An 18239-nucleotide genomic window follows, 5' to 3' on the forward strand; every position below is an offset into this window, starting at 1 on the left:
CGAGCGCAGCTCTCAGGGCCACCGGACAGGATTGCCTGCCTTTTAGCCATAGCACGCGTAAGAGGAGCAGCCCGAAGAGCCTAATCGTGACGTTGCCCAACGGTATGCGTTGGGCAACTCGTTTTCTTCAACCGTCATGAAGTGCATACGCGCAGCAATGGAGCCATTCACCAATCGCGTCCAGAACGCTGCAGGCAGTGCGTTGAAATAGCTATCCATATTCGCCTGCGACCTCCATTGGCCATACACCAGCCAACAGTTTCCATCTTCTTGCGATGGCTTGATAGCAAAGGTGAAGCAGTGCTGCCCTGGATAGGGCAGGCCCTCAAGACATGCGCCAAGCGCAGCGGAGCGCCCTGGCCGGGCCTGGATCAAGAGCAACGATGTATGAGGCGATGCGGACATGAATCCTTCTCCAAGATGGGGTGTCACATTTTGAAAATGGAAGCTGCTTAATAAGGGCTCGCTGTAGGCCTGACGATGATTTCGCTTACATCCACTTCAGCGGGCTGTTCGATAGCAAACGCAATGGCTCGCGCGATCGACTCGGCTGAAATAGCACCTTGGCGAAAGGCACTCATGGCTGCCTGAGCGGTTGGGTCTGTAATAGTTTCAGCCAGCTCGGACTCAGTTACCCCAGGTGAAATCACAGTGACCCGTATATCGGCACCTACTTCCTGCCGCAAACCTTCGGAAATGGCTCTGACGGCAAACTTGGTTGCGCAGTAGACTGCTGCCGTGGGGCTGACAGTGTGCCCGCCGATCGAAGACAGATTGATGAACTGTCCGCTACGCTGTTGTTGCATAACCGGCAGACCGGCAGCAATCCCGTGGAGCACACCTCGAATGTTTACATCGATCATGCGATTCCATTCTTCGACTTTAAGCGCCTCAAGCTTGGAAAGGGGCATCACGCCCGCATTATTGACGAGAACATCCAGGCGCCCACCCTGCTGCTGCGCAAAATGCACAAACGCTTGCATCTCATCCAGCGCCGTGACATCGAGCCGGCTGTAGTCAGCCTTGCCGCCCTGAGCCTGGATCTCGGCCACCAGCGACTCAAGCCGCTCCGTACGACGTGCCCCCAGAATGACGTAACCGCCTCGTGCAGCCAGATACCGTGCGGTTGCTTCGCCAATGCCGCTGCTGGCACCGGTAATCGCAATGACTTTGCCTTCAAGACCTTTCATACAAACCCCCTTACTTGTCAGTTATAGGCGGCCGGTATTGCCGCTTCAGTGACAAAGCTAGGGCTTAAGGTCGCTTTCGCGTTAGACGAATCCTGCTCACTTCTTGCCTGATTCTGCACAGGTAAAAAATATCTTGTGCCTGGGAGATGCACCAAGCACGATAAATCGTGCCTTGCAGACATCTTCGATCTACTTTGGCTTTAACAATCCTGCGGACAACAGGCATACCGTGACAGGATCAGGCAAGAAGCAAGCAGAATCGATATAACGTTTGGTTACCGCTGTTGGCTATCCTGACGTCTGACTCGATCGGTAAACCCGTGCTCAATACAGCAGGAACCGGTAGCCTTGGAGGGAATAGCATGGACCGTGTAACGCCTGAACCCACTTATAGTCGAGACACCCTTCAGCAACACGAACTAGCAGGATTGATCGACCAGTTCACCCAGGCAGATGGTGCTCATGCCACACAAATCGACGGGCTCTGCCTGATGCGGGCAAGCCAGCCCTCAGAGCCAGTACACGGCATCTACAATCCCAGCTTTTGCGTCATTGCCCAAGGCCGAAAACAAGTGACGCTTGGTGAAGAACGTTTCACCTACGACCCTTTGCATTATCTGGTAGGCTCCGTTTCGCTTCCGCTCACCGGCCAGATTATCGAGGCCACGCCGGAGCGTCCCTACCTCTGCATTCGCATCAATCTGGATCTGACAGAAATTACCCGCCTGCTAACCGATGTAGGCCCCACAGGCGTTCCAATCGTACCTGTTCATCGGGGTCTGTATGTCGAACGGGTCGATAACGCTATGCTGGATGCAGTAACTCGACTGGTTCGCCTTCTGCATACGCCTCGTGATGTAGCCATGCTGGCTCCCCTGGTTCTTCGGGAGATCTATTACCGCCTACTACGAAGCCCTCAGGGGTATCGACTTTATGAGATGGCAATGGCAAACAGCCAGACTCACCGCGTAAACCGCGCTATCAACTGGTTGAATCAAAACTACATTGAATCGTTGAAGATTGATGAGCTGGCCCGACGGGTAAACCTCAGCCCTTCAACATTGCATCATCGCTTCAAGGCGGTAACAGCCATGAGCCCGCTGCAATACCAGAAGCAGTTACGCCTGCAGGAAGCCAAGCGCCTGATGCTCAGTGAAGGCCTCGACGCTTCATCAGCCGCCCATCGTGTGGGCTATGAAAGCCCCTCGCAATTCAGCCGCGAATACAGCCGGTTGTTTGGAGCACCACCCATGAAGGATATGGCCCGCTTAAGAGCTAGTGCCTAGAAACACCTGACACTTGACTACGAGGCCCCTATTGCCCGCACACCTAACATGACGGAAGCGTTAAGCGGGATTAGACCTTTGTCTAAGAAACATTGAGAATTTAACAGGCATACTCAATTTTTCCTGACCCTGTCTTGCTTAATCAGATCATTACGCCACTATAGACCGCATACGTCGCACATTTAGGCGTAATCGCCAGGTCTTATAGCTTGTAACAAAACGTTGCTTAACGATCAGTTTCTAACCAGAATCCTGGCGAAACCCATAAGATACGACAACTTACTCCTCGCAAGAGAAAGGCGTCGTTGACATCACAGGTCAGCACTGTTAAAAATTTCGCCATCTAGTCGTATGACATCTTACGACCCAAAATAATACTAATAACCAGGAAACTGACATGGCGACCAGTTCTGTAGAGAATCAGCGTTTAAACCGTATCCTTCTCACCGGCGCCGCAGGCGGTCTTGGAAAGGTACTCCGCGAAGCTCTTCGCCCCTACGCTGAAGTGATCCGGCTTTCCGATATCGCCAATATGGCACCTGCTGAAGGTCCTCACGAAGAAGTGATCCCTTGTGATCTTTCTGACAAAGCGGCCGTTGATGAGCTTGTCAAAGGCGTAGACGCGATTCTTCACTTTGGTGGCGTTTCCGTTGAACGGCCTTTTGAGGAAATTCTGGAAGCCAATATCAAAGGCGTGTTTCATATCTACGAAGCTGCACGCCGTAACGGCGTCAAGCGCGTTATTTTTGCCAGCTCGAACCATGTGATCGGCTTTTACAAGCAGACCGAGCGTATCGATGCCAGCTCACCGCGTCGCCCGGATAGCTACTATGGCCTGTCGAAATCCTATGGCGAAGACGTGGCCAGTTTCTACTTTGATCGCTATGGCATCGAAACCGTCAGCATCCGTATCGGCTCCTCCTTCCCCGAGCCGCAAAACCGCCGCATGCTGGCCACCTGGTTAAGCTACAGCGATCTGACCAACCTGATTGCCCGCTCGCTGTTCACACCAAACGTTGGCCACACTGTGGTATTTGGTGCCTCCAAGAACCGTGACGTCTGGTGGGATAACCGCCTGGCCGCACATCTAGGCTGGGAGCCACAGGATTCTTCAGAACAGTTCCGTGAAAAGGTCGAAGCCCAGCCCGCCCCTGCTGCGGATGATCCTGCCATGGTGTATCAGGGCGGCGCCTTCGTTGCCTCAGGTCCGTTTGAATAATCACGCCGTTGCTTGCAATGGATCAGGACGATCAGACTGAACAAGAGAGACAAGATGATGCAAGCTGAACTGATTCTGGATGCCCGCAACGGTACGGGCGAAAGCCCGGTCTGGAACCCACGGGAACAGGCACTGTACTGGGTAGACATTCCTGCCCGTACCCTCAATCGCTGGAGCGCTGCCGATGGCAGTACCCGCGCCTGGCTGGCACCAGAAATGATCGCCTGCGTGGCTCGTTACGAGGGCAGTGACAACGCGTGGTTGGCAGGCCTGGAAAGCGGATTGTTTAAGGTCGAACTGGCTGAAGGCGACACCTTGCAGGCGACTGCACTGACCACCGTGGCGCATCCCGCTCAGAACATGCGCTTCAATGATGGCCGCTGCGACCGCCAGGGCCGCTTTTGGGCCGGAACCATGGTCATGGACATGGCTGCCGCCGCGCCTGCTGGAAAGCTCTATCGATTTCCTGAGCAGAATGCGACCGCAGCCGATGGCCTGACGCCGATCCTGGAAGATTTTATTGTTCCCAATGGGTTGGGTTTCAGCCCGGACGGCCGAACCCTGTATCTGTCCGATTCACATCCGAGTGTACAGTTAATCTGGGCATTCGATTACGACACCGATACCGGCACTCCACATAACCGTCGTCTGTTCGTTGATATGAACAACCATCCAGGCCGCCCCGACGGCGCCGCCGTGGATGAGGACGGTTGCTACTGGATCTGCGGTAACGACGCCGGCCAGATTCATCGTTTTACGCCGGACGGTCGCCTTGATCGCTCACTGACTGTACCGGTAAAAAAACCAGCCATGTGCGCCTTTGGCGGACCGGGACTGGATACGCTGTTCGTAACCTCCATTCGACCCGGCGGCGATCTATCCGATCAGCCCCTGGCAGGAGGCGTATTTGCCTTGAGGCCCGGCGTAAAAGGCCTGGAAGAGCCGACGTTCAGAGGATAGAACAACGCCTTCAACCACTGCTGTACTCCTCATAACAAAGACAAGATTCACTCAGGAGTTATCTCATGAATTTCAAACGTAACCTATTAGCCGCTGCATGCTGTGCTCTTCTGACTCCCGCAATCGCACTGGCTGACATCACGCTCAAGTCTTCGGACGTTCACCCAGCCGGCTATCCGACGGTTGTCGCTGTCGACAACATGGGTAAGAAGCTCAAGAAGGAAACTGACGGCGAGATTAGCATTCGTATGTTCCCAGGCGGCGTACTGGGTAGCGAAAAAGAAGTAGTTGAGCAGGTACAGCTAGGCGCCATTCAGATGGCCCGTATCTCCATCGGCTCGGTAGGTCCAGTCGTACCAGAGGTAAACGTCTTCAACCTACCCTTCGTCTTCCGCGATGAAGCGCATATGCGCAAGGTCATTGATGGCGAGGTAGGCCAGGAGCTGCTGGATACCGTAACCAACTCCAACTTCAACCTTGTGGCATTGAGCTGGATGGATGGCGGCACTCGCCATCTGTACACCAAAAAGCCAGTGCGCAAGATGGAAGATCTCGGCGGCATGAAGATCCGCGTGATTGGTAACCCAATCTTCATCGATACCCTGAATGCCATGGGGGGTAGCGGTATTGCCATGGCAACGGGTGAAATCTACAGCGCCCTGCAAACCGGCGTGATCGATGGCGCGGAAAACAACCCACCGACCATGGTTACGCAGAACCATTTCCAGGTTGCCAAGTACTACACCCAGACAGGTCACCTGATCCTGCCTGAAATGTTGGTGATGTCAAAGGCCACCTGGAACAAACTAACCCCGGATCAGCAGGCCCTGGTCAAGAAAACCGCACGCGAAGCGCAAATGGAAGAGCGTGAGCTGTGGGACAAGTACAACGCTGAAAGCGTGACCAAACTGAAGGCCGGAGGTGTGGAATTCATCGAAGTAGACCGCAAGCCATTCTATGACGCCACCGCACCAGTACGCGCAAAATACAGCCAGCAATATGGACCTAAATTTGCTGAACTGGTCAAGCGTGTTGAAGCGGTGCAATAAGGCCTAACAGCCATTACAACAACAATCTGACATGCCCTGCTCGCTCCGAGACTCCCTCGCAGCGAGCATGCGGCCGCTCGGAGCTTCTCATGAAACATGCTCTTCTGCGTGTCAACGATGTCATCTATACCCTTTGTGTCTGGATAGCGGGCCTGTCAATCCTTGTCATCTCGCTCATCATTCCGTGGGGCATCTTCACGCGTTATGTAATGGGTACCGGTTCGTCCTGGCCGGAGCCTATTGCCATTTTGCTTATGTCCATCTTCACATTCATTGGCGCAGCGCCCAGCTATCGCGCCGGTGCGCACATGGCTGTAGCGATGTTTACGGATCGTCTCTCACCACAGCTCAAGCGCTACGACGCCGTCCTGGTCAATCTGCTCATGGCTGCCATCAGTCTGTTCATGACCGTATGGGGTATCAAATTGTGCATGGCGACCTGGTATCAGTTCACCAGCGACCTGGCTTGGCTACGTGTTGGAATAGCCTATTCACCGATTCCAATCGGCGGCGCACTGACCCTTTGGTTCGTGCTTGAAAGAATCATTTTTGGCGATCAAAGCCACCGTCGCGCCGTGCAATACGATGCGGTAGAAGAAGCTGCCGAAGGAGTTGCCTGATATGGATGCGTTCGTGTTGTTAGGCAGTTTCATACTGCTGATCCTAGTAGGCATGCCGGTTGCGTATGCTCTTGGCCTGGCTGCGCTGGTCGGTGCCTGGTGGATCGATATCCCGTTCGATGCACTGATGATTCAAGTGGCAGGGGGTATCAACAAGTTTTCTCTTCTAGCCATCCCCTTCTTCGTACTGGCTGGCGCAATTATGGCCGAAGGCGGCATGTCACGTCGTCTTGTAGAATGCGCCAACGTCATGGTGGGTTTCATTCGCGGTGGGTTGTCGCTGGTTAACATTCTCGCCTCTACCTTCTTTGGTGCCATTTCCGGCTCTTCGCTGGCGGATACCGCCTCGGTGGGCTCGGTACTGATTCCGGAGATGGAAAAGAAAGGTTATCCCCGTGATTACGCAACTGCAGTCACGGTCAGTGGCTCAGTTCAGGCCCTACTGACACCACCAAGCCACAACTCTGTCCTGTATTCGCTGGCGGCTGGCGGCACGGTCTCCATCGGTTCGTTGTTTATCGCCGGTATCGGTCCAGGCCTTCTACTCAGCGCCATCATGATGCTGATGTGCCTGTTCTTTGCCAAGAAGCGCAACTATCCCAAGGGCGAGGTCATCCCGCTCAAGCGAGCCATCAAGATCTGTATCGAAGCGCTCTGGGGCATGATGACCATGGTTATCATCCTGGGCGGTATTCTGTCAGGTGTCTTTACCGCGACTGAATCTGCAGCGGTCGCAGTACTGTGGGCGTTCTTTGTCACGATGTTCATCTATCGCGACTACAAATGGAGTGAGTTGCCCAAGCTGATGCATCGAACCGTGCGCACGGTTTCCGTCGTAATGATCCTGATTGCCTTTGCCGCAAGCTTTGGCTACATCATGACATTGATGCAAATCCCGGCGCAGATTACTGCCGCACTCATGACCGTTTCGGAAAACCGTTATGTGATCCTGATGTGTGTGAACATCATGTTGCTGATTTTGGGCACTGTGATGGACATGGCGCCACTGATCCTGATCCTGACGCCCATTTTGCTACCGGTGATGATCTCCATTGGCGTCGATCCGGTCCACTTCGGCATGATCATGCTGGTCAACCTGGGCATCGGCCTGATTACTCCTCCAGTAGGAGGCGTACTGTTCGTGGGCGCGGCAGTAGGCAAGGTCACCATTGAACAAACTGTAAAAGCACTGCTGCCTTTCTATGTCGCACTGTTTGCTGCATTGATGGCCGTGACGTATATCCCTGCAATTTCTCTCTTCCTGCCCAGCCTAATGAGTAACTGATTTTCCGCACCGCTGCTGGCCTCGCCTATACCTCATCGAGGCCAGCAATCTCTTCCCCTCCTAGCAGACAGCTCACCAAAATCCGCTATCTCGGCCTGAGAACGCTATATGGCCGGGCGACCGCTGAGCTTGGCCTTCCATCGGCTTACCGCATTGGATAGAAACTCCAGCGCAACGGGGTAACTCATATAAAAGTGTCCTAAATCAATAACCTGATCTGGACCATCATTCCCTTGTCTACCTCTTGTACCTTATTCGCCTTAATCCAATATGGCAGGTAGCGCCGCACATTCAGCAGGAAGCCCCAAAGTCGAATAGAGACAGTAAATCTGCCTTGCGGAGTTATCTATGGATGCTCAGTGTGAAGTGTGTTACTCGGCTTTTCCTCCAATTGAAAGGCCTAACCGAAGCGGCATGCTCCAGGTCGACGATATCCACCAGATCTATTGGGAGGAATGTGGTAACCCGGAAGGTTTGCCTGTCGTTTACCTGCATGGCGGACCCGGTGAAGGGGCTCCTCCTTCCAAACGCCAATTCTGGGACCCGGACTATTACCGGATCATTCTGTTCGACCAGCGTGGCGCGCTACGCTCTACTCCCTTGGCTGAAGTCAAAAACAACACCACCCAGCACCTGATCGATGATATCGAGATGCTCAGAGAGATGCTTGGCATCGACAAGTGGCTTGTCTCTGGCGGCTCGTGGGGAACCACCCTGGCACTTGCGTATGGGGAGGCACATCCCGATCACTGTCTTGGCTTTGTGCTACGTGGCATCTTTTTAGGCACAACTGACGAGATCAACTGGTTCATTTACGGTATGCGCCTGTTTTTCCCGAAGGCTCATGAGGACTTCGTAAAGTGGCTCCCGGAAGACGAGCAGGATGACCTGCTAGAAGCCTATAGCAAACGGGTGATCTCCGAGGATGAAGATGTCCGCCGGGAAGCGGCGCGTTACTGGGTAAAGTATTCTGGTAGCTGCGCCCTACTACGCCATGATCCCGAAGGCGTTGAAGAGCAGGCAGCCGATGATACAACCATGATGGGCATGGGCATTCTGGATCCTTACTACTTCAAGCACAGCATGTTCCTGGAAGATGATCAGTTACTTCGCAACATCGACCGTATAAACCACCTGCCCTGCGCTATTGTACAAGGCGGGCATGACATGATTGCCACTCCTCACGCGGCCTATCGACTGCACAAAGCCTGGCCTGGCTCTGTGCTCAACATGGTGCCTGATGCAGGCCACTCGCCTACAGAACCAGGAACCTTGAGCGGATTGATAAAGGCGTTTGAAATCTTCAAGAAGACCGGTGACTTTCACTAGCCTTGACAGAGCTGCTTAAACACATCTCCACCTATACAGACGAGAGTCTTTTAACAAGCACCGTCATCTAGGATAGGGTACCTATCAAGACCACAACGAGAAGGCTTGCACGACTACCTTTCGTGCAAGCCTTCCCGGATAGCCGTTTAGAACATCAACCCGTATCCCATCGGATACAAGGGTTTGCTGTTACCTTCATAGCTGGTCGAATGACGATTGATCACTTGCTCCATGGAGAGCGGCAGATCGAACGGCAACTTGCCTTTGAAGCGAGTCGGATTGACCACTGAGTCCAGAAGGATCTCATCAGACACGCCAAAGTTGCCAATGAGCGCGCTCACACGTCCCTGAAGCTTTGTCAGCACGGCTGGACGATCCAGGTACACACTCACAATAGTCGGTACACCCTTTGCGCTGGCGGCCTTGATCTGGAGCAGATCTGGATTGTCTTCCGGATAGTCCAACGAGCCCTCATGCTGCATGCTCCCAAACAGATAATTCGGATGCAAAAGCTCATAAGGTGCGGTCGAGCGCACAATGGCTACATCCGCCTTATCCAGCGAGTCCACTACATTCAGCCCGGCCTTTTGCGCAGCAGCAGCATCGACGTTATAGAGATAGACATTTCGCCCTTTACCGATGGGCAACAGCTTGCTGTTCTTCAGCAATACAAGCGAGTTCTTCTGAGCCTCGTCTGCCAGCTGCTGATGTTCTGCACTACCAACAACCTCAGATGCCTTGGACTCATCCACATAGGGATTCTCAAAGAGGCCCTGCTCGAACTTCTGTTTCATGATCCGGACGACCGCTTCATCCACCCGACGCTCAGAGACGAGCCCTTGTTTAACGGCGTTGACTATAAGGCTGCTGTCATCCACCCCACCCAGCTGGTCGACACCTGCATTGATGGCCTTGGCGGTACGCTGGAGTTCGGTTAGCGACTCAACGCCCCACGGCATTCCCAGCGAGAACGGCTCACCCGGCTTGCTCCCATTTTGGCAGGCCTCGTTACAGTCTTTAGTGATCAGCCAGTCGCTTACCACAACGCCCTTGAAGCCGTAGCGATCCCGCAGGAGATCCTGCAGCAGGAAACGGTTAAAACCAGCCCCCACCTGCTCCTCAATGGGGCGTCCCTGGTGGGATGCATTCTGAAGAATCGAATAGGTCGGCATGATCGACCCTACATTCACCTCGAATGCCCCTATGAAGGGAATGATATGTTGGCGAATGTCCTTGCCATAAAAGTCTGCATATTTGCCATAGGCATTGTGGCTATCCCAACCGTCCTTGGCTTCACCGTAACCCACCCAGTGCTTGACCACGGTGACCACACTGCCCGGATTCAGGAAGTTACCATTCTGCATGCCCTGGACGTAGGCACGAACCAGGCGCTTGGCTAACTGGGCATCCTGTCCAAACGTTCCACTGCCACGCGGCCAACGCGGTTCGGTATAAAGGTCCGCCTGGGGCGATAACGCTACATTGATACCGACGGCGCGGTACTCATCACGCACCACTTCAGCAAATGTCTTGACGACTTTGGCATCGCCAATGGCACCTAGCCCCAAGGCCTCCGGCCACTTGGAAAAGGAGCCGGACTGGTTACTGGCACCCGGCGTGTACAAAAAGGAGTTTCGAGGGTCCGTACTGATGCTTAGAGGAATCGCCAAACGCGACTTTTCAGCCAGCACCTGTAGCGCATTGTTTTGCTTGGCAAAGTTCTCAGGGTCAGTGTCCAGACGCGTGATGTAGGTATTAACCTTCTTTTCTTCAATCGTCTTGGCGATAGCGTCTTGATCATACACAGAGCCACCATCCAAGCCGCCAGCATCCGCTACGGTCGGAAAAGTGCCGTGCATCATGGCACCAGCCTTTTCCTGCAGCGTCATCCAGGTCACAAGGTTGCGCGCGCGATCCTCGGCAGGTAGCCGCCAGTCCTCATAGCGATCCAGCCGACCGTTACGGTTCATATCCTTGAATTGCAAGCCACCCACTGTGATTACAGGCACATCTTTTTGCTTAAGTGTCACGCCGTGCGAAGTAACACTTTGCGCCGAGACTCCTGTCGCCAGTGTGGCTAAGCTGAGTAAAGCTGCGGCCTTTTTCATTGAACCCTCTTTTCCTTATTATTTGTTAACGTAGCGCACTAATGATCTAGAGCACTGGAACTATAGAGCAGGTTTTACATATCTGCCTATAACCGACTCAGATTTGTCTAGCATACGTGTTTGAGCCAATACACTTACGCCTTAACACGCCCTAGAACGCGATCCATTACCCAGTCGGTTTTAACCGCTTCGCGCGCCAGCGCAGCGTACTCTCGCTCCCCTCGGATGTGCGCATTCATACCCAGCACGTGATACCACTGAATATGCTCAGGGTGCTGGATGTATTCACTCAGGGTTTCCTCAGCCTCTAACCGGACCGGCTCATCCCCGAAAACAGAAAAGACGATACGCCCCTGGCTACCAATAAGCTCGACTCGATCTTCGTGACGATCAGCCACGAAATTCCAGCACCCTATGCCTAGAGCGCCCGAGGCGAACCGCCAGCTACCTACCACTGCGTCCTCCGCAGCATAGAGCCCCGCCTGTCTGGCCGTAAAACCATTCACATTAACGATATCGCCCAGCAGGTATTGGAACAGGTCAAGGCCATGACTGGCCAAATCTGCAAAGTATCCACCACCAGCAACCGCCGGATCGGTCCGCCAGTTAACCTGCTGCTCCAGATCTTTTTGGGAAGGCGGTTTCAGCAGGCTCCAGGTCAACTGCCTGACATCCCCTATATGCCCCTGCGCGAGCCATTCGCGCACGCGCTGAAAACGAGGCAGTGAGCGACGGTAGTACGACACGAAGAGATAGCGCCCGGCTTCGTCGAAGGCCTGCTGCATTTCCTTGCTTTGCGTGCTGCTGAGCGACATCGGCTTTTCGACGCAGCAGTGCTTACCTGCTGCGGCGACCAGCAAACTATAGGCATGGTGGCTATCTGGAGGGGTTGCGATATAGACGGCATCTACTTCAGGGTCGTCGATCAATGCCTGTGCATTAGTGTAGACCCGACCAATTCCATGGCGGGCCGCATAATCCTCAACCGCCTCGGCGCGGCGCCCCATGACGGCTACCAGCGCAGAACCAGGCGCTTTGTAAAAAGCAGGCCCGCTTTTACGCTCCGTCACATCCCCACAGCCGATCATTCCCCAACGCACGACGTCCATGAGCTCTTCCCCTTGTTCAAAGAATTATTAGGTTTAACACCTACTCCTTGCCATGGCTTAATGCAGCCACGCAGACTCAGAACCGCTCAAGAAATGCAGGCGTATCAGCATAGTAATCATTGCGCCAGGCACTGCGAACTGTTAGTTAGTAACGGAGCCGTGACAAACAGTCTGCTGATACGAGCAACTCGTTTGGCACAGGCAGCCCATCCAAAACAAGAAGCGACAGATGATGACCAGCCAGCGCCCGGTAACAGAACTCTCCTTACCTAAACCGATTATCGAACGGGCCGAAGCCCTTTTGCAGAAAGGCGGTCGATGCTTGCTTGGAATTGCCGGACCACCCGGCGCAGGAAAGTCAACCGTCGCTGAACTGCTGGCGGCTGAACTGGGAGCACGGGCATTGGTCGTGCCCATGGATGGATTTCACCTGGCTAATCAAGAGCTGGCTCGTCTAGGCCTTGCCGAACGCAAGGGTGCGCCAGACACGTTCGATGTGCATGGCTATCGCGCGCTATTGGAGCGACTCAGACACCAGCGTGCAGACGAAACCATTTATGCCCCCTCTTTCCATCGCGATATCGAGGAGGCTGTTGCCGGATCGATTCCAGTCTCGCCGGACGTATCCCTGATTATCAGCGAAGGAAACTACCTGCTACTTGATGAGGGTCCATGGCAGCCGGTTGCCGGACTGTTTGACGAGTGCTGGTACGTTGCCGTTGACCCTGATGAGCGCCGTACACGACTAATCGAGCGCCATATGCACTTTGGGCGAAGCCTCGAAGCTGCCCAGGCCTGGGTAAATCAGACCGACGAGCCCAACGCTCTGCGGATAGAGCAGTACCGGAACCGAGCTCATCTTCAAATTCCATGGTCTGACGGTCCGGCTTAGTACTTCTAGAGCCCCGCAATAAGCCCAAGCCTAGCTCGGACGTAGCCAGGCCTTTCCGATAAGCCTTCGGCTCATTGGCTAGAAAAGCATCCCCAACAAAGAGGCTTTGACAGCCGCTTCTGCCTTATTGGAAGAATGAAGTTTTCGCATGGCATTCACCAAGTGAAACTTAACAGTGCGCTCATCGATATTAAGAATCAGTCCAACTTCAATATATGTCTTACCAACAGCCGTCCATTTCAGAACTTCCCGCTCACGGCAAGTTAGCTCAGTTGTACATTCAGGCATGGTTTTCGGAGCAAGGAAACGCACCATCGAAGAATGAACAAGCTTGGTTAGCCATATAAGTTTGGCTTCTTTTTCATCCAGCTCCTGAAGGGTAAGTTTTTCCGAGGAACGAACAAGGGACAGTATTCCCATCGTTCCAAACTGCCCTCGCGACGAGAGACACCAGCCATGGCGAATATCGTGCTGCATCGCCTCTTCCCAGAAGTCATGCTCTACAGCTGATTGTTCTGCTGACCAGATCAAGGGCGATTGCTCTTGAATACCGTGCCTCACCGTAGGATCGATGCAGTAGTAATTGTTAGCTACGTACTTACTTTTCCAAGCATCGGGAAATGTTGTGAGAAGTTCTATTTTTGGGCTAGATACAGGAAGTGGTGCCTGAAGACCATAAGAACAAAATTGAAACCCCAGACCTGAAATGATCTTTCCAAGCTCACTGAACAATTGATGTTCGGATTTAGCCCCGGAGCATAAAGAGAGATAATCCTCACGCCAGTCTTTCACATTACTTCAACCTTTGTAAAAGATGCCCAAATGGGCAGTGGTTTGTTTCTAACAGGCTCCGTACCATCATCTATTGATGAAGACTTAATTATTGCGAAACAACTTGTAAGGTGATGAATCTTGGTCGATTTAGGTATTCTTTCGTCGCATCCTAAGGGCGCAGCCATGTCTTTATTAGCACCAGATCATTTCATCCGCATGTCTTACAAGGAGTTCAGTAACGTCGCCTTTTATCAATACATGGCCTGGATGGATACGGATCTTGTCGAAGAGTTGCACAGTCTTGGGATAGAGGCCGTGTCTGCAGGATTTTGCGAATGGGCCAGCACAACCCACTTGCCCTCCATCAGTATTGGCTGGACCTGGTTCAGACAAAGTTCGATTGGAAGTCCCTATCTTGCCCCAGGCGGAATCAGCACAAACCTAATGCTACGTTGTGCAACCGGTTACGATTTAGGACCACGGGCTACAGAAGAATTATTAATATCCTGGCTCTCTCGACAAAATTGGCAGTCCGGAATTCCAATCACCTTATAGCAGACCTGTCCAGATGGGCAGCTGTCCAAAAAAACGTCGCTCTCTTGTAATGGAGTAAAGACACTTACGGAGATGCGATATGCTTAGTATGGTAACAGGGACGGTTAAAGATTTAAAACCGGCCATGGCGCAGGCCCTTTCGGTATATCGATATAACATTTTTGTTGAAAAGATGGGCTGGCCGCTTGAGTGTCAGGAAGGCAATGAACAAGATGCCTTCGACCGCGAAGACACTCTTTATGTAGTGGCACATGACAACAATAACGATGTATGTGGCTGCGCTCGCCTATTGCCTACACATAAGCCTTATCTACTCGGTGAAGTCTTTCCGGAACTCATGGAAGGCGCAGCTTTACCGCACTCCTCCGACATTTGGGAACTCTCCCGCTTTGCCTTGAGCACTCCTAAAAACAAAGTATTAACTGCCGCACAATCATGGCAAAACAATATTGCATTGATGTCAAAAGTGATCGAAACAGCTAGTGCTCGAGGGGCTCGTCGTTTGATCGCTTTTTCCGGTGTCGCCAACGAAAGGTTACTTAAGCGCGCGGGTTTAAACATCCACCGTATTTCAAAACCACACCTTATTGATGAAAAACCGGTCGTCGCTTTCTGGATAGAAATCGACAACCAGACAAGAAGTGCATTAGGTCTTCACTAATACGACCTGATTGCCATGCGTGCTTAATAACAAGATGGATCGATCAACTAATTGAAAAGGACTTTGATAAAAGGCCCTTGTTTGGCTTTAAAACAACCATCAGGTGATCCCTGCCTTTCAACACCTGAAAGCCAGCTTGACCTTGAATTTCCGTTTCCCAATCATTTAGATGACCTAAACTCATGACTCAGGCAATCAGATCTTATTCCAGCCGTACAGCAGACAAATTTGTCGTCCGTCTTCCTGAAGGGATGCGCGATCATATTGCGGATGTGGCCCGAAACCATCACCGGAGCATGAACTCCGAGATTATTGCTCGTCTAGAGCAGAGCCTGATCCAGAATGGTGAAATGGACGGCAGCTCCAGAATGCGGCTGGATAGCCCTGAGCTGAGCGCCCACGAACGCGAGCTGTTACAACGCTTCAGAGTTTTGTCAGGGCGTCAGCAGAACGCACTGATTTCGCTGATCGCTGACAACGCAGCAGCACCCGCACGCGAATAGACATTATTATTCGGGCCTGTTTCCCATCATGAGAACAGGTCCGAATCTTTTAGCCAGGATTCTCAACGCCCACAGGATCTTGCCACTTCGATTCAGCCACGTCCTGGAAACAAGCGAAACGTAGATGGCAGCAGAGCTGCACTATCTCAATCAGATTCTGCCTTTGCTCTCTGTTCGTCATCCTCCATATGGGCCAGCACTGTTCTACTTACATATTCGCCCTCGCGAGCCTGTATGCTAAGAGCCTTTAGCCATGCCCATCGTTTAATTTTTTCTAGGCCGCACTCCCGCCCTGCCTTTCGCTGGTTGTCCTTACCTACTATTCCCGCCATATCACATTCTCGGAAACATACCTGACGCCGGGTTTCATCGGGCATCAGATTAACCGTAGCCTCAGGCATCCTTTGAACGTAGTGTCCGGTTTTGCTGATAGCGCGCCAACGATCCGCCTACTGCAACAACCACCAAAGCCCCAGTTATGCCGGCAATGTAATATGCCCATGATGGCAACGCTGGTAGGCTGATATCGGTCACAGCCATTCCGCCTGCAATCCAACCCAGTAGAGCCGCTCCCAACTTGATGACGATGGGAAAGCGCTCCATCAGACGTAACACTAGCTTGCTTCCCCAGATGATGATTGGGATGCTTACAACGATTCCGAAAATGACCAATTCAAGCTGACCGTGGGACGCCCCTGCCACGGCCACAACGTTGTCCAGGCTCATAAGCGCATCCGCCACAATAATGGTCCAGATAGCACCCAGCAGTTTCGGACTGGCTTTAAGGTCAGCATGTTCACCCTCATCCTCAGGCAACATCAGCTTTATACCGATCCAGATGAGCAGCAACGCACCGACCAGCTTGAGATACGGCAGCATAAGCAACTCAAGGGCAAAAAAGATCAGGACTATCCTAAGTAGAATAGCGCCTAGCGCCCCCCCTAGAATGGCCTTGTTTCGCTGTGCTTCAGGCAGCTTTCGACACGCCAGGGCAATCACTACGGCATTGTCCCCACCCAGCAGGATGTCGATCAGAATAATCTCTCCGACGGCAAGCCAAACATCTGGATTACTCATTAACTCAGTCAATAGCGTCTCCTTTGAGACAGTAGCCAGTAAAGCATGCGCAAGAAAAACCGCATGAATCCTGTTGATGTAGAGGCAGCCCTTAAGTGGAGCGTCAGTGTATCCAAAGGTTTCATGCACATTGACAGGCAATGGGAAAGAATATCTACCGCCGGGGTCATAGCCTTGAAACCGTCTGCTACCCATCACCGGTAGCGCTCGCCTACTACCAAGGAGCCTGTGTGGAACCGTTGAAAATCGCTACGTTCAATGTGAATGGCCTGCAGGCACGACGCTCCAACCTACTCGAATGGCTGCACCGCGAATCGCCTGATGTGGTGTGCCTGCAAGAGCTGAAAATGGCTGATGCCAGTTTTCCTGTCGATGACATACAAAATGCAGGTTACGGTGCGCTATGGCAGGGCCAGAAATCCTGGAACGGAGTAGCCATTCTGGCCAAGGGCGAAACGCCATTGGAAAGCCGGCGTGGCCTTCCGGGTAATGAGGACGACCCACAGAGCCGCTATCTGGAGGCCGCCGTGCACGGTATAGTCGTTGGCTGCCTGTACCTTCCCAATGGCAATCCACAACCAGGTCCCAAATTTGAATACAAGCTGGACTGGTTTGAAAAGCTGATCGCCTATGCTGCTCAGCTACAGGCGAGCGGCCATCCGGTCATTCTTGCGGGTGACTATAACGTCATCCCTACTGATGAAGATATCTACAGTACGCGTTCCTGGCAGAAAGATGCATTGCTGCAACCGGAAAGCCGGGCCTGCTTTGAGCAACTGTTGAAGCAAGGCTGGACCGATGCCCTGCGCACGCGTCATCCAGATGAGCGTATCTATACATTCTGGGACTACTTTCGCCAACACTGGCAGAAGAACTCAGGCATGCGCATTGATCATCTCCTGCTGAGCACCTCCCTTGCGCCTCGCCTGCTGGATGCAGGTGTAGATCGCTGGGTACGAGATCAACCTCATGCCAGCGACCACGCGCCAACCTGGATTACACTCAAGCCGGCCTAGAGGAAGACATGATGGGGTAATAGGTATCGTGCTACCTTCTCATGTCTACCAATGTCTGTAAGGGATAGACAGTGACTCAGCCCACGCTGGTATCGGACCGTCTGGTGTTAAGTCCACTTCTGCCTGCTGATGCGCCACGCATTCAGCTGCTGGCGAACTCACCGTTGATTGCCGATGTAACCGCCCATATTCCTCACCCTTACCCTGACGGGTTAGCCGAATCATGGATTGCCTCACATTCTAGCCGTTGGCAGGCTGGCGAACTGGCGGCCTTTGGCATTCGCCTGAAAGATTACGGTCAGCTGATAGGCGTCATTTCACTGAACCACATCCGTAATCGACGCGCCATGGTTGCCTATTGGATCGGCATTGAGTACTGGAATCAGGGGTATGGCTCGGAGGCGTGCAAAACTATTACAACCTTTGGCTTCCAGGGAATGGATCTGATAGAGATTCGCGGCAATCATCTCGCGCGAAATCCCGCCTCAGGCAGGGTTCTGGTAAAGAGCGGCTTTGAATATCTGTTTTCTAAACCTACCGCGCTAGGCTTGAAAACAGAAGAAATGATGATGTTTTACCGGCTCACTCACAGCTCATAGCATTGCA

19 protein-coding genes are annotated in these 18239 nt (G+C 52.9%); 13 read left to right on the forward strand and 6 right to left on the reverse strand.

Annotated elements, in window-relative coordinates; all coding sequences use genetic code 11:
* Positions 1 to 42: 42 nt before the first annotated feature.
* Positions 43 to 405: a hypothetical protein gene (locus tag IEX86_RS05285; RefSeq protein ID WP_188865074.1), complete on the reverse strand. Its 363-nt coding sequence runs from the start codon at positions 403 to 405 to the stop codon at positions 43 to 45.
* A 47-nt stretch (positions 406 to 452) separates the two neighbouring features.
* Entirely contained in the window at positions 453 to 1190 is a 738-nt protein-coding gene (locus IEX86_RS05290; RefSeq protein WP_188865075.1) for an SDR family oxidoreductase, read from the reverse strand.
* Positions 1191 to 1552: 362 nt separating this feature from the next.
* Here IEX86_RS05290 and IEX86_RS05295 point away from each other — a divergent pair, with 362 nt between their 5' ends.
* The 7 genes from IEX86_RS05295 to pip all read left to right on the forward strand — a co-directional run bounded on the left by IEX86_RS05295 (position 1553) and on the right by pip (position 8938).
* Positions 1553 to 2476, forward strand: coding sequence for an AraC family transcriptional regulator (locus IEX86_RS05295; protein WP_188865076.1), 924 nt, complete (start codon positions 1553 to 1555; stop codon positions 2474 to 2476).
* A gap of 397 nt (positions 2477 to 2873) precedes the next feature.
* Positions 2874 to 3695 (forward strand): NAD-dependent epimerase/dehydratase family protein, encoded by an 822-nt coding sequence (locus IEX86_RS05300; protein WP_188865077.1) that lies wholly within the window; start codon positions 2874 to 2876, stop codon positions 3693 to 3695.
* A gap of 57 nt (positions 3696 to 3752) precedes the next feature.
* Entirely contained in the window at positions 3753 to 4655 is a 903-nt protein-coding gene (locus tag IEX86_RS05305; protein WP_188865334.1) for an SMP-30/gluconolactonase/LRE family protein, read from the forward strand.
* 65 nt (positions 4656 to 4720) lie between these two features.
* The gene (locus tag IEX86_RS05310; protein WP_188865078.1) at positions 4721 to 5704 is read left to right on the forward strand and encodes a TRAP transporter substrate-binding protein; all 984 of its coding nucleotides are present in this window, start codon (positions 4721 to 4723) and stop codon (positions 5702 to 5704) included.
* A gap of 89 nt (positions 5705 to 5793) precedes the next feature.
* Entirely contained in the window at positions 5794 to 6324 is a 531-nt protein-coding gene (locus tag IEX86_RS05315) for a TRAP transporter small permease (protein WP_188865079.1), read from the forward strand.
* A 1-nt stretch (position 6325) separates the two neighbouring features.
* The gene (locus IEX86_RS05320; protein ID WP_188865080.1) at positions 6326 to 7609 is read left to right on the forward strand and encodes a TRAP transporter large permease; all 1284 of its coding nucleotides are present in this window, start codon (positions 6326 to 6328) and stop codon (positions 7607 to 7609) included.
* Between the two features lie 348 nt (positions 7610 to 7957).
* Entirely contained in the window at positions 7958 to 8938 is a 981-nt protein-coding gene (pip, locus tag IEX86_RS05325; protein ID WP_188865081.1) for a prolyl aminopeptidase, read from the forward strand.
* A 146-nt stretch (positions 8939 to 9084) separates the two neighbouring features.
* Here the strand turns inward: pip and IEX86_RS05330 are convergent, their stop codons facing one another.
* Complete coding sequence (locus IEX86_RS05330; protein ID WP_188865082.1) at positions 9085 to 11046, reverse strand: glycoside hydrolase family 3 protein; 1962 nt, start codon at positions 11044 to 11046, stop codon at positions 9085 to 9087.
* Between the two features lie 134 nt (positions 11047 to 11180).
* Positions 11181 to 12155 carry a Gfo/Idh/MocA family protein gene (locus tag IEX86_RS05335; protein WP_188865083.1) on the reverse strand — a complete coding sequence of 325 codons (975 nt, stop codon included), beginning with the start codon at positions 12153 to 12155 and terminating at the stop codon, positions 11181 to 11183.
* Between the two features lie 229 nt (positions 12156 to 12384).
* Between IEX86_RS05335 and IEX86_RS05340 the strand changes: the two genes are divergently transcribed.
* Positions 12385 to 13047, forward strand: coding sequence for a nucleoside/nucleotide kinase family protein (locus IEX86_RS05340; RefSeq protein WP_229685261.1), 663 nt, complete (start codon positions 12385 to 12387; stop codon positions 13045 to 13047).
* 78 nt (positions 13048 to 13125) lie between these two features.
* On the opposite strand, the gene IEX86_RS05345 is transcribed toward IEX86_RS05340, so the two are convergent.
* Positions 13126 to 13839, reverse strand: coding sequence for a LuxR family transcriptional regulator (locus IEX86_RS05345; protein ID WP_188865084.1), 714 nt, complete (start codon positions 13837 to 13839; stop codon positions 13126 to 13128).
* A gap of 120 nt (positions 13840 to 13959) precedes the next feature.
* Between IEX86_RS05345 and IEX86_RS05350 the strand changes: the two genes are divergently transcribed.
* From IEX86_RS05350 to IEX86_RS05360, 3 genes are all read left to right on the forward strand, one after another.
* Positions 13960 to 14376 (forward strand): DUF4902 domain-containing protein, encoded by a 417-nt coding sequence (locus IEX86_RS05350; RefSeq protein ID WP_188865085.1) that lies wholly within the window; start codon positions 13960 to 13962, stop codon positions 14374 to 14376.
* Between the two features lie 79 nt (positions 14377 to 14455).
* Positions 14456 to 15037, forward strand: a complete 582-nt coding sequence (locus IEX86_RS05355) for an acyl-homoserine-lactone synthase (protein ID WP_188865086.1) — start codon at positions 14456 to 14458, stop codon at positions 15035 to 15037.
* 182 nt (positions 15038 to 15219) lie between these two features.
* Positions 15220 to 15540, forward strand: coding sequence for an Arc family DNA-binding protein (locus IEX86_RS05360; protein ID WP_188865087.1), 321 nt, complete (start codon positions 15220 to 15222; stop codon positions 15538 to 15540).
* Between the two features lie 393 nt (positions 15541 to 15933).
* Here IEX86_RS05360 and IEX86_RS05365 read toward each other — a convergent pair whose 3' ends face one another.
* The gene (locus IEX86_RS05365) at positions 15934 to 16629 is read right to left on the reverse strand and encodes a TerC family protein (protein ID WP_229685262.1); all 696 of its coding nucleotides are present in this window, start codon (positions 16627 to 16629) and stop codon (positions 15934 to 15936) included.
* 218 nt (positions 16630 to 16847) lie between these two features.
* On the opposite strand from IEX86_RS05365, the gene IEX86_RS05370 reads away from it, so the two are divergent.
* Together IEX86_RS05370 and IEX86_RS05375 are read left to right on the forward strand one after the other, a co-directional pair.
* On the forward strand, positions 16848 to 17633 hold the full coding sequence (locus tag IEX86_RS05370; protein WP_188865088.1) for an exodeoxyribonuclease III: 786 nt from the start codon (positions 16848 to 16850) through the stop codon (positions 17631 to 17633).
* 71 nt (positions 17634 to 17704) lie between these two features.
* Positions 17705 to 18232: a GNAT family N-acetyltransferase gene (locus IEX86_RS05375; RefSeq protein WP_188865089.1), complete on the forward strand. Its 528-nt coding sequence runs from the start codon at positions 17705 to 17707 to the stop codon at positions 18230 to 18232.
* Positions 18233 to 18239 lie beyond the last annotated feature (7 nt).

The organism is Pseudomonas asuensis, from assembly GCF_014646755.1.
In the GTDB taxonomy this organism is placed as follows: Bacteria; Pseudomonadota; Gammaproteobacteria; order Pseudomonadales; family Pseudomonadaceae; genus Chryseomonas; species Chryseomonas asuensis.

Coding starts and splice junctions, on each gene's coding strand:
- IEX86_RS05285 (WP_188865074.1), bottom strand. CDS start 405: ATGTCCGCATCGCCTCATACATCGTTGCTCTTGATCCAGGCCCGGCCA.
- IEX86_RS05290 (WP_188865075.1), bottom strand. CDS start 1,190: ATGAAAGGTCTTGAAGGCAAAGTCATTGCGATTACCGGTGCCAGCAGC.
- IEX86_RS05295 (WP_188865076.1), top strand. CDS start 1,553: ATGGACCGTGTAACGCCTGAACCCACTTATAGTCGAGACACCCTTCAG.
- IEX86_RS05300 (WP_188865077.1), top strand. CDS start 2,874: ATGGCGACCAGTTCTGTAGAGAATCAGCGTTTAAACCGTATCCTTCTC.
- IEX86_RS05305 (WP_188865334.1), top strand. CDS start 3,753: ATGCAAGCTGAACTGATTCTGGATGCCCGCAACGGTACGGGCGAAAGC.
- IEX86_RS05310 (WP_188865078.1), top strand. CDS start 4,721: ATGAATTTCAAACGTAACCTATTAGCCGCTGCATGCTGTGCTCTTCTG.
- IEX86_RS05315 (WP_188865079.1), top strand. CDS start 5,794: ATGAAACATGCTCTTCTGCGTGTCAACGATGTCATCTATACCCTTTGT.
- IEX86_RS05320 (WP_188865080.1), top strand. CDS start 6,326: ATGGATGCGTTCGTGTTGTTAGGCAGTTTCATACTGCTGATCCTAGTA.
- pip (WP_188865081.1), top strand. CDS start 7,958: ATGGATGCTCAGTGTGAAGTGTGTTACTCGGCTTTTCCTCCAATTGAA.
- IEX86_RS05330 (WP_188865082.1), bottom strand. CDS start 11,046: ATGAAAAAGGCCGCAGCTTTACTCAGCTTAGCCACACTGGCGACAGGA.
- IEX86_RS05335 (WP_188865083.1), bottom strand. CDS start 12,155: ATGGACGTCGTGCGTTGGGGAATGATCGGCTGTGGGGATGTGACGGAG.
- IEX86_RS05340 (WP_229685261.1), top strand. CDS start 12,385: ATGATGACCAGCCAGCGCCCGGTAACAGAACTCTCCTTACCTAAACCG.
- IEX86_RS05355 (WP_188865086.1), top strand. CDS start 14,456: ATGCTTAGTATGGTAACAGGGACGGTTAAAGATTTAAAACCGGCCATG.
- IEX86_RS05360 (WP_188865087.1), top strand. CDS start 15,220: ATGACTCAGGCAATCAGATCTTATTCCAGCCGTACAGCAGACAAATTT.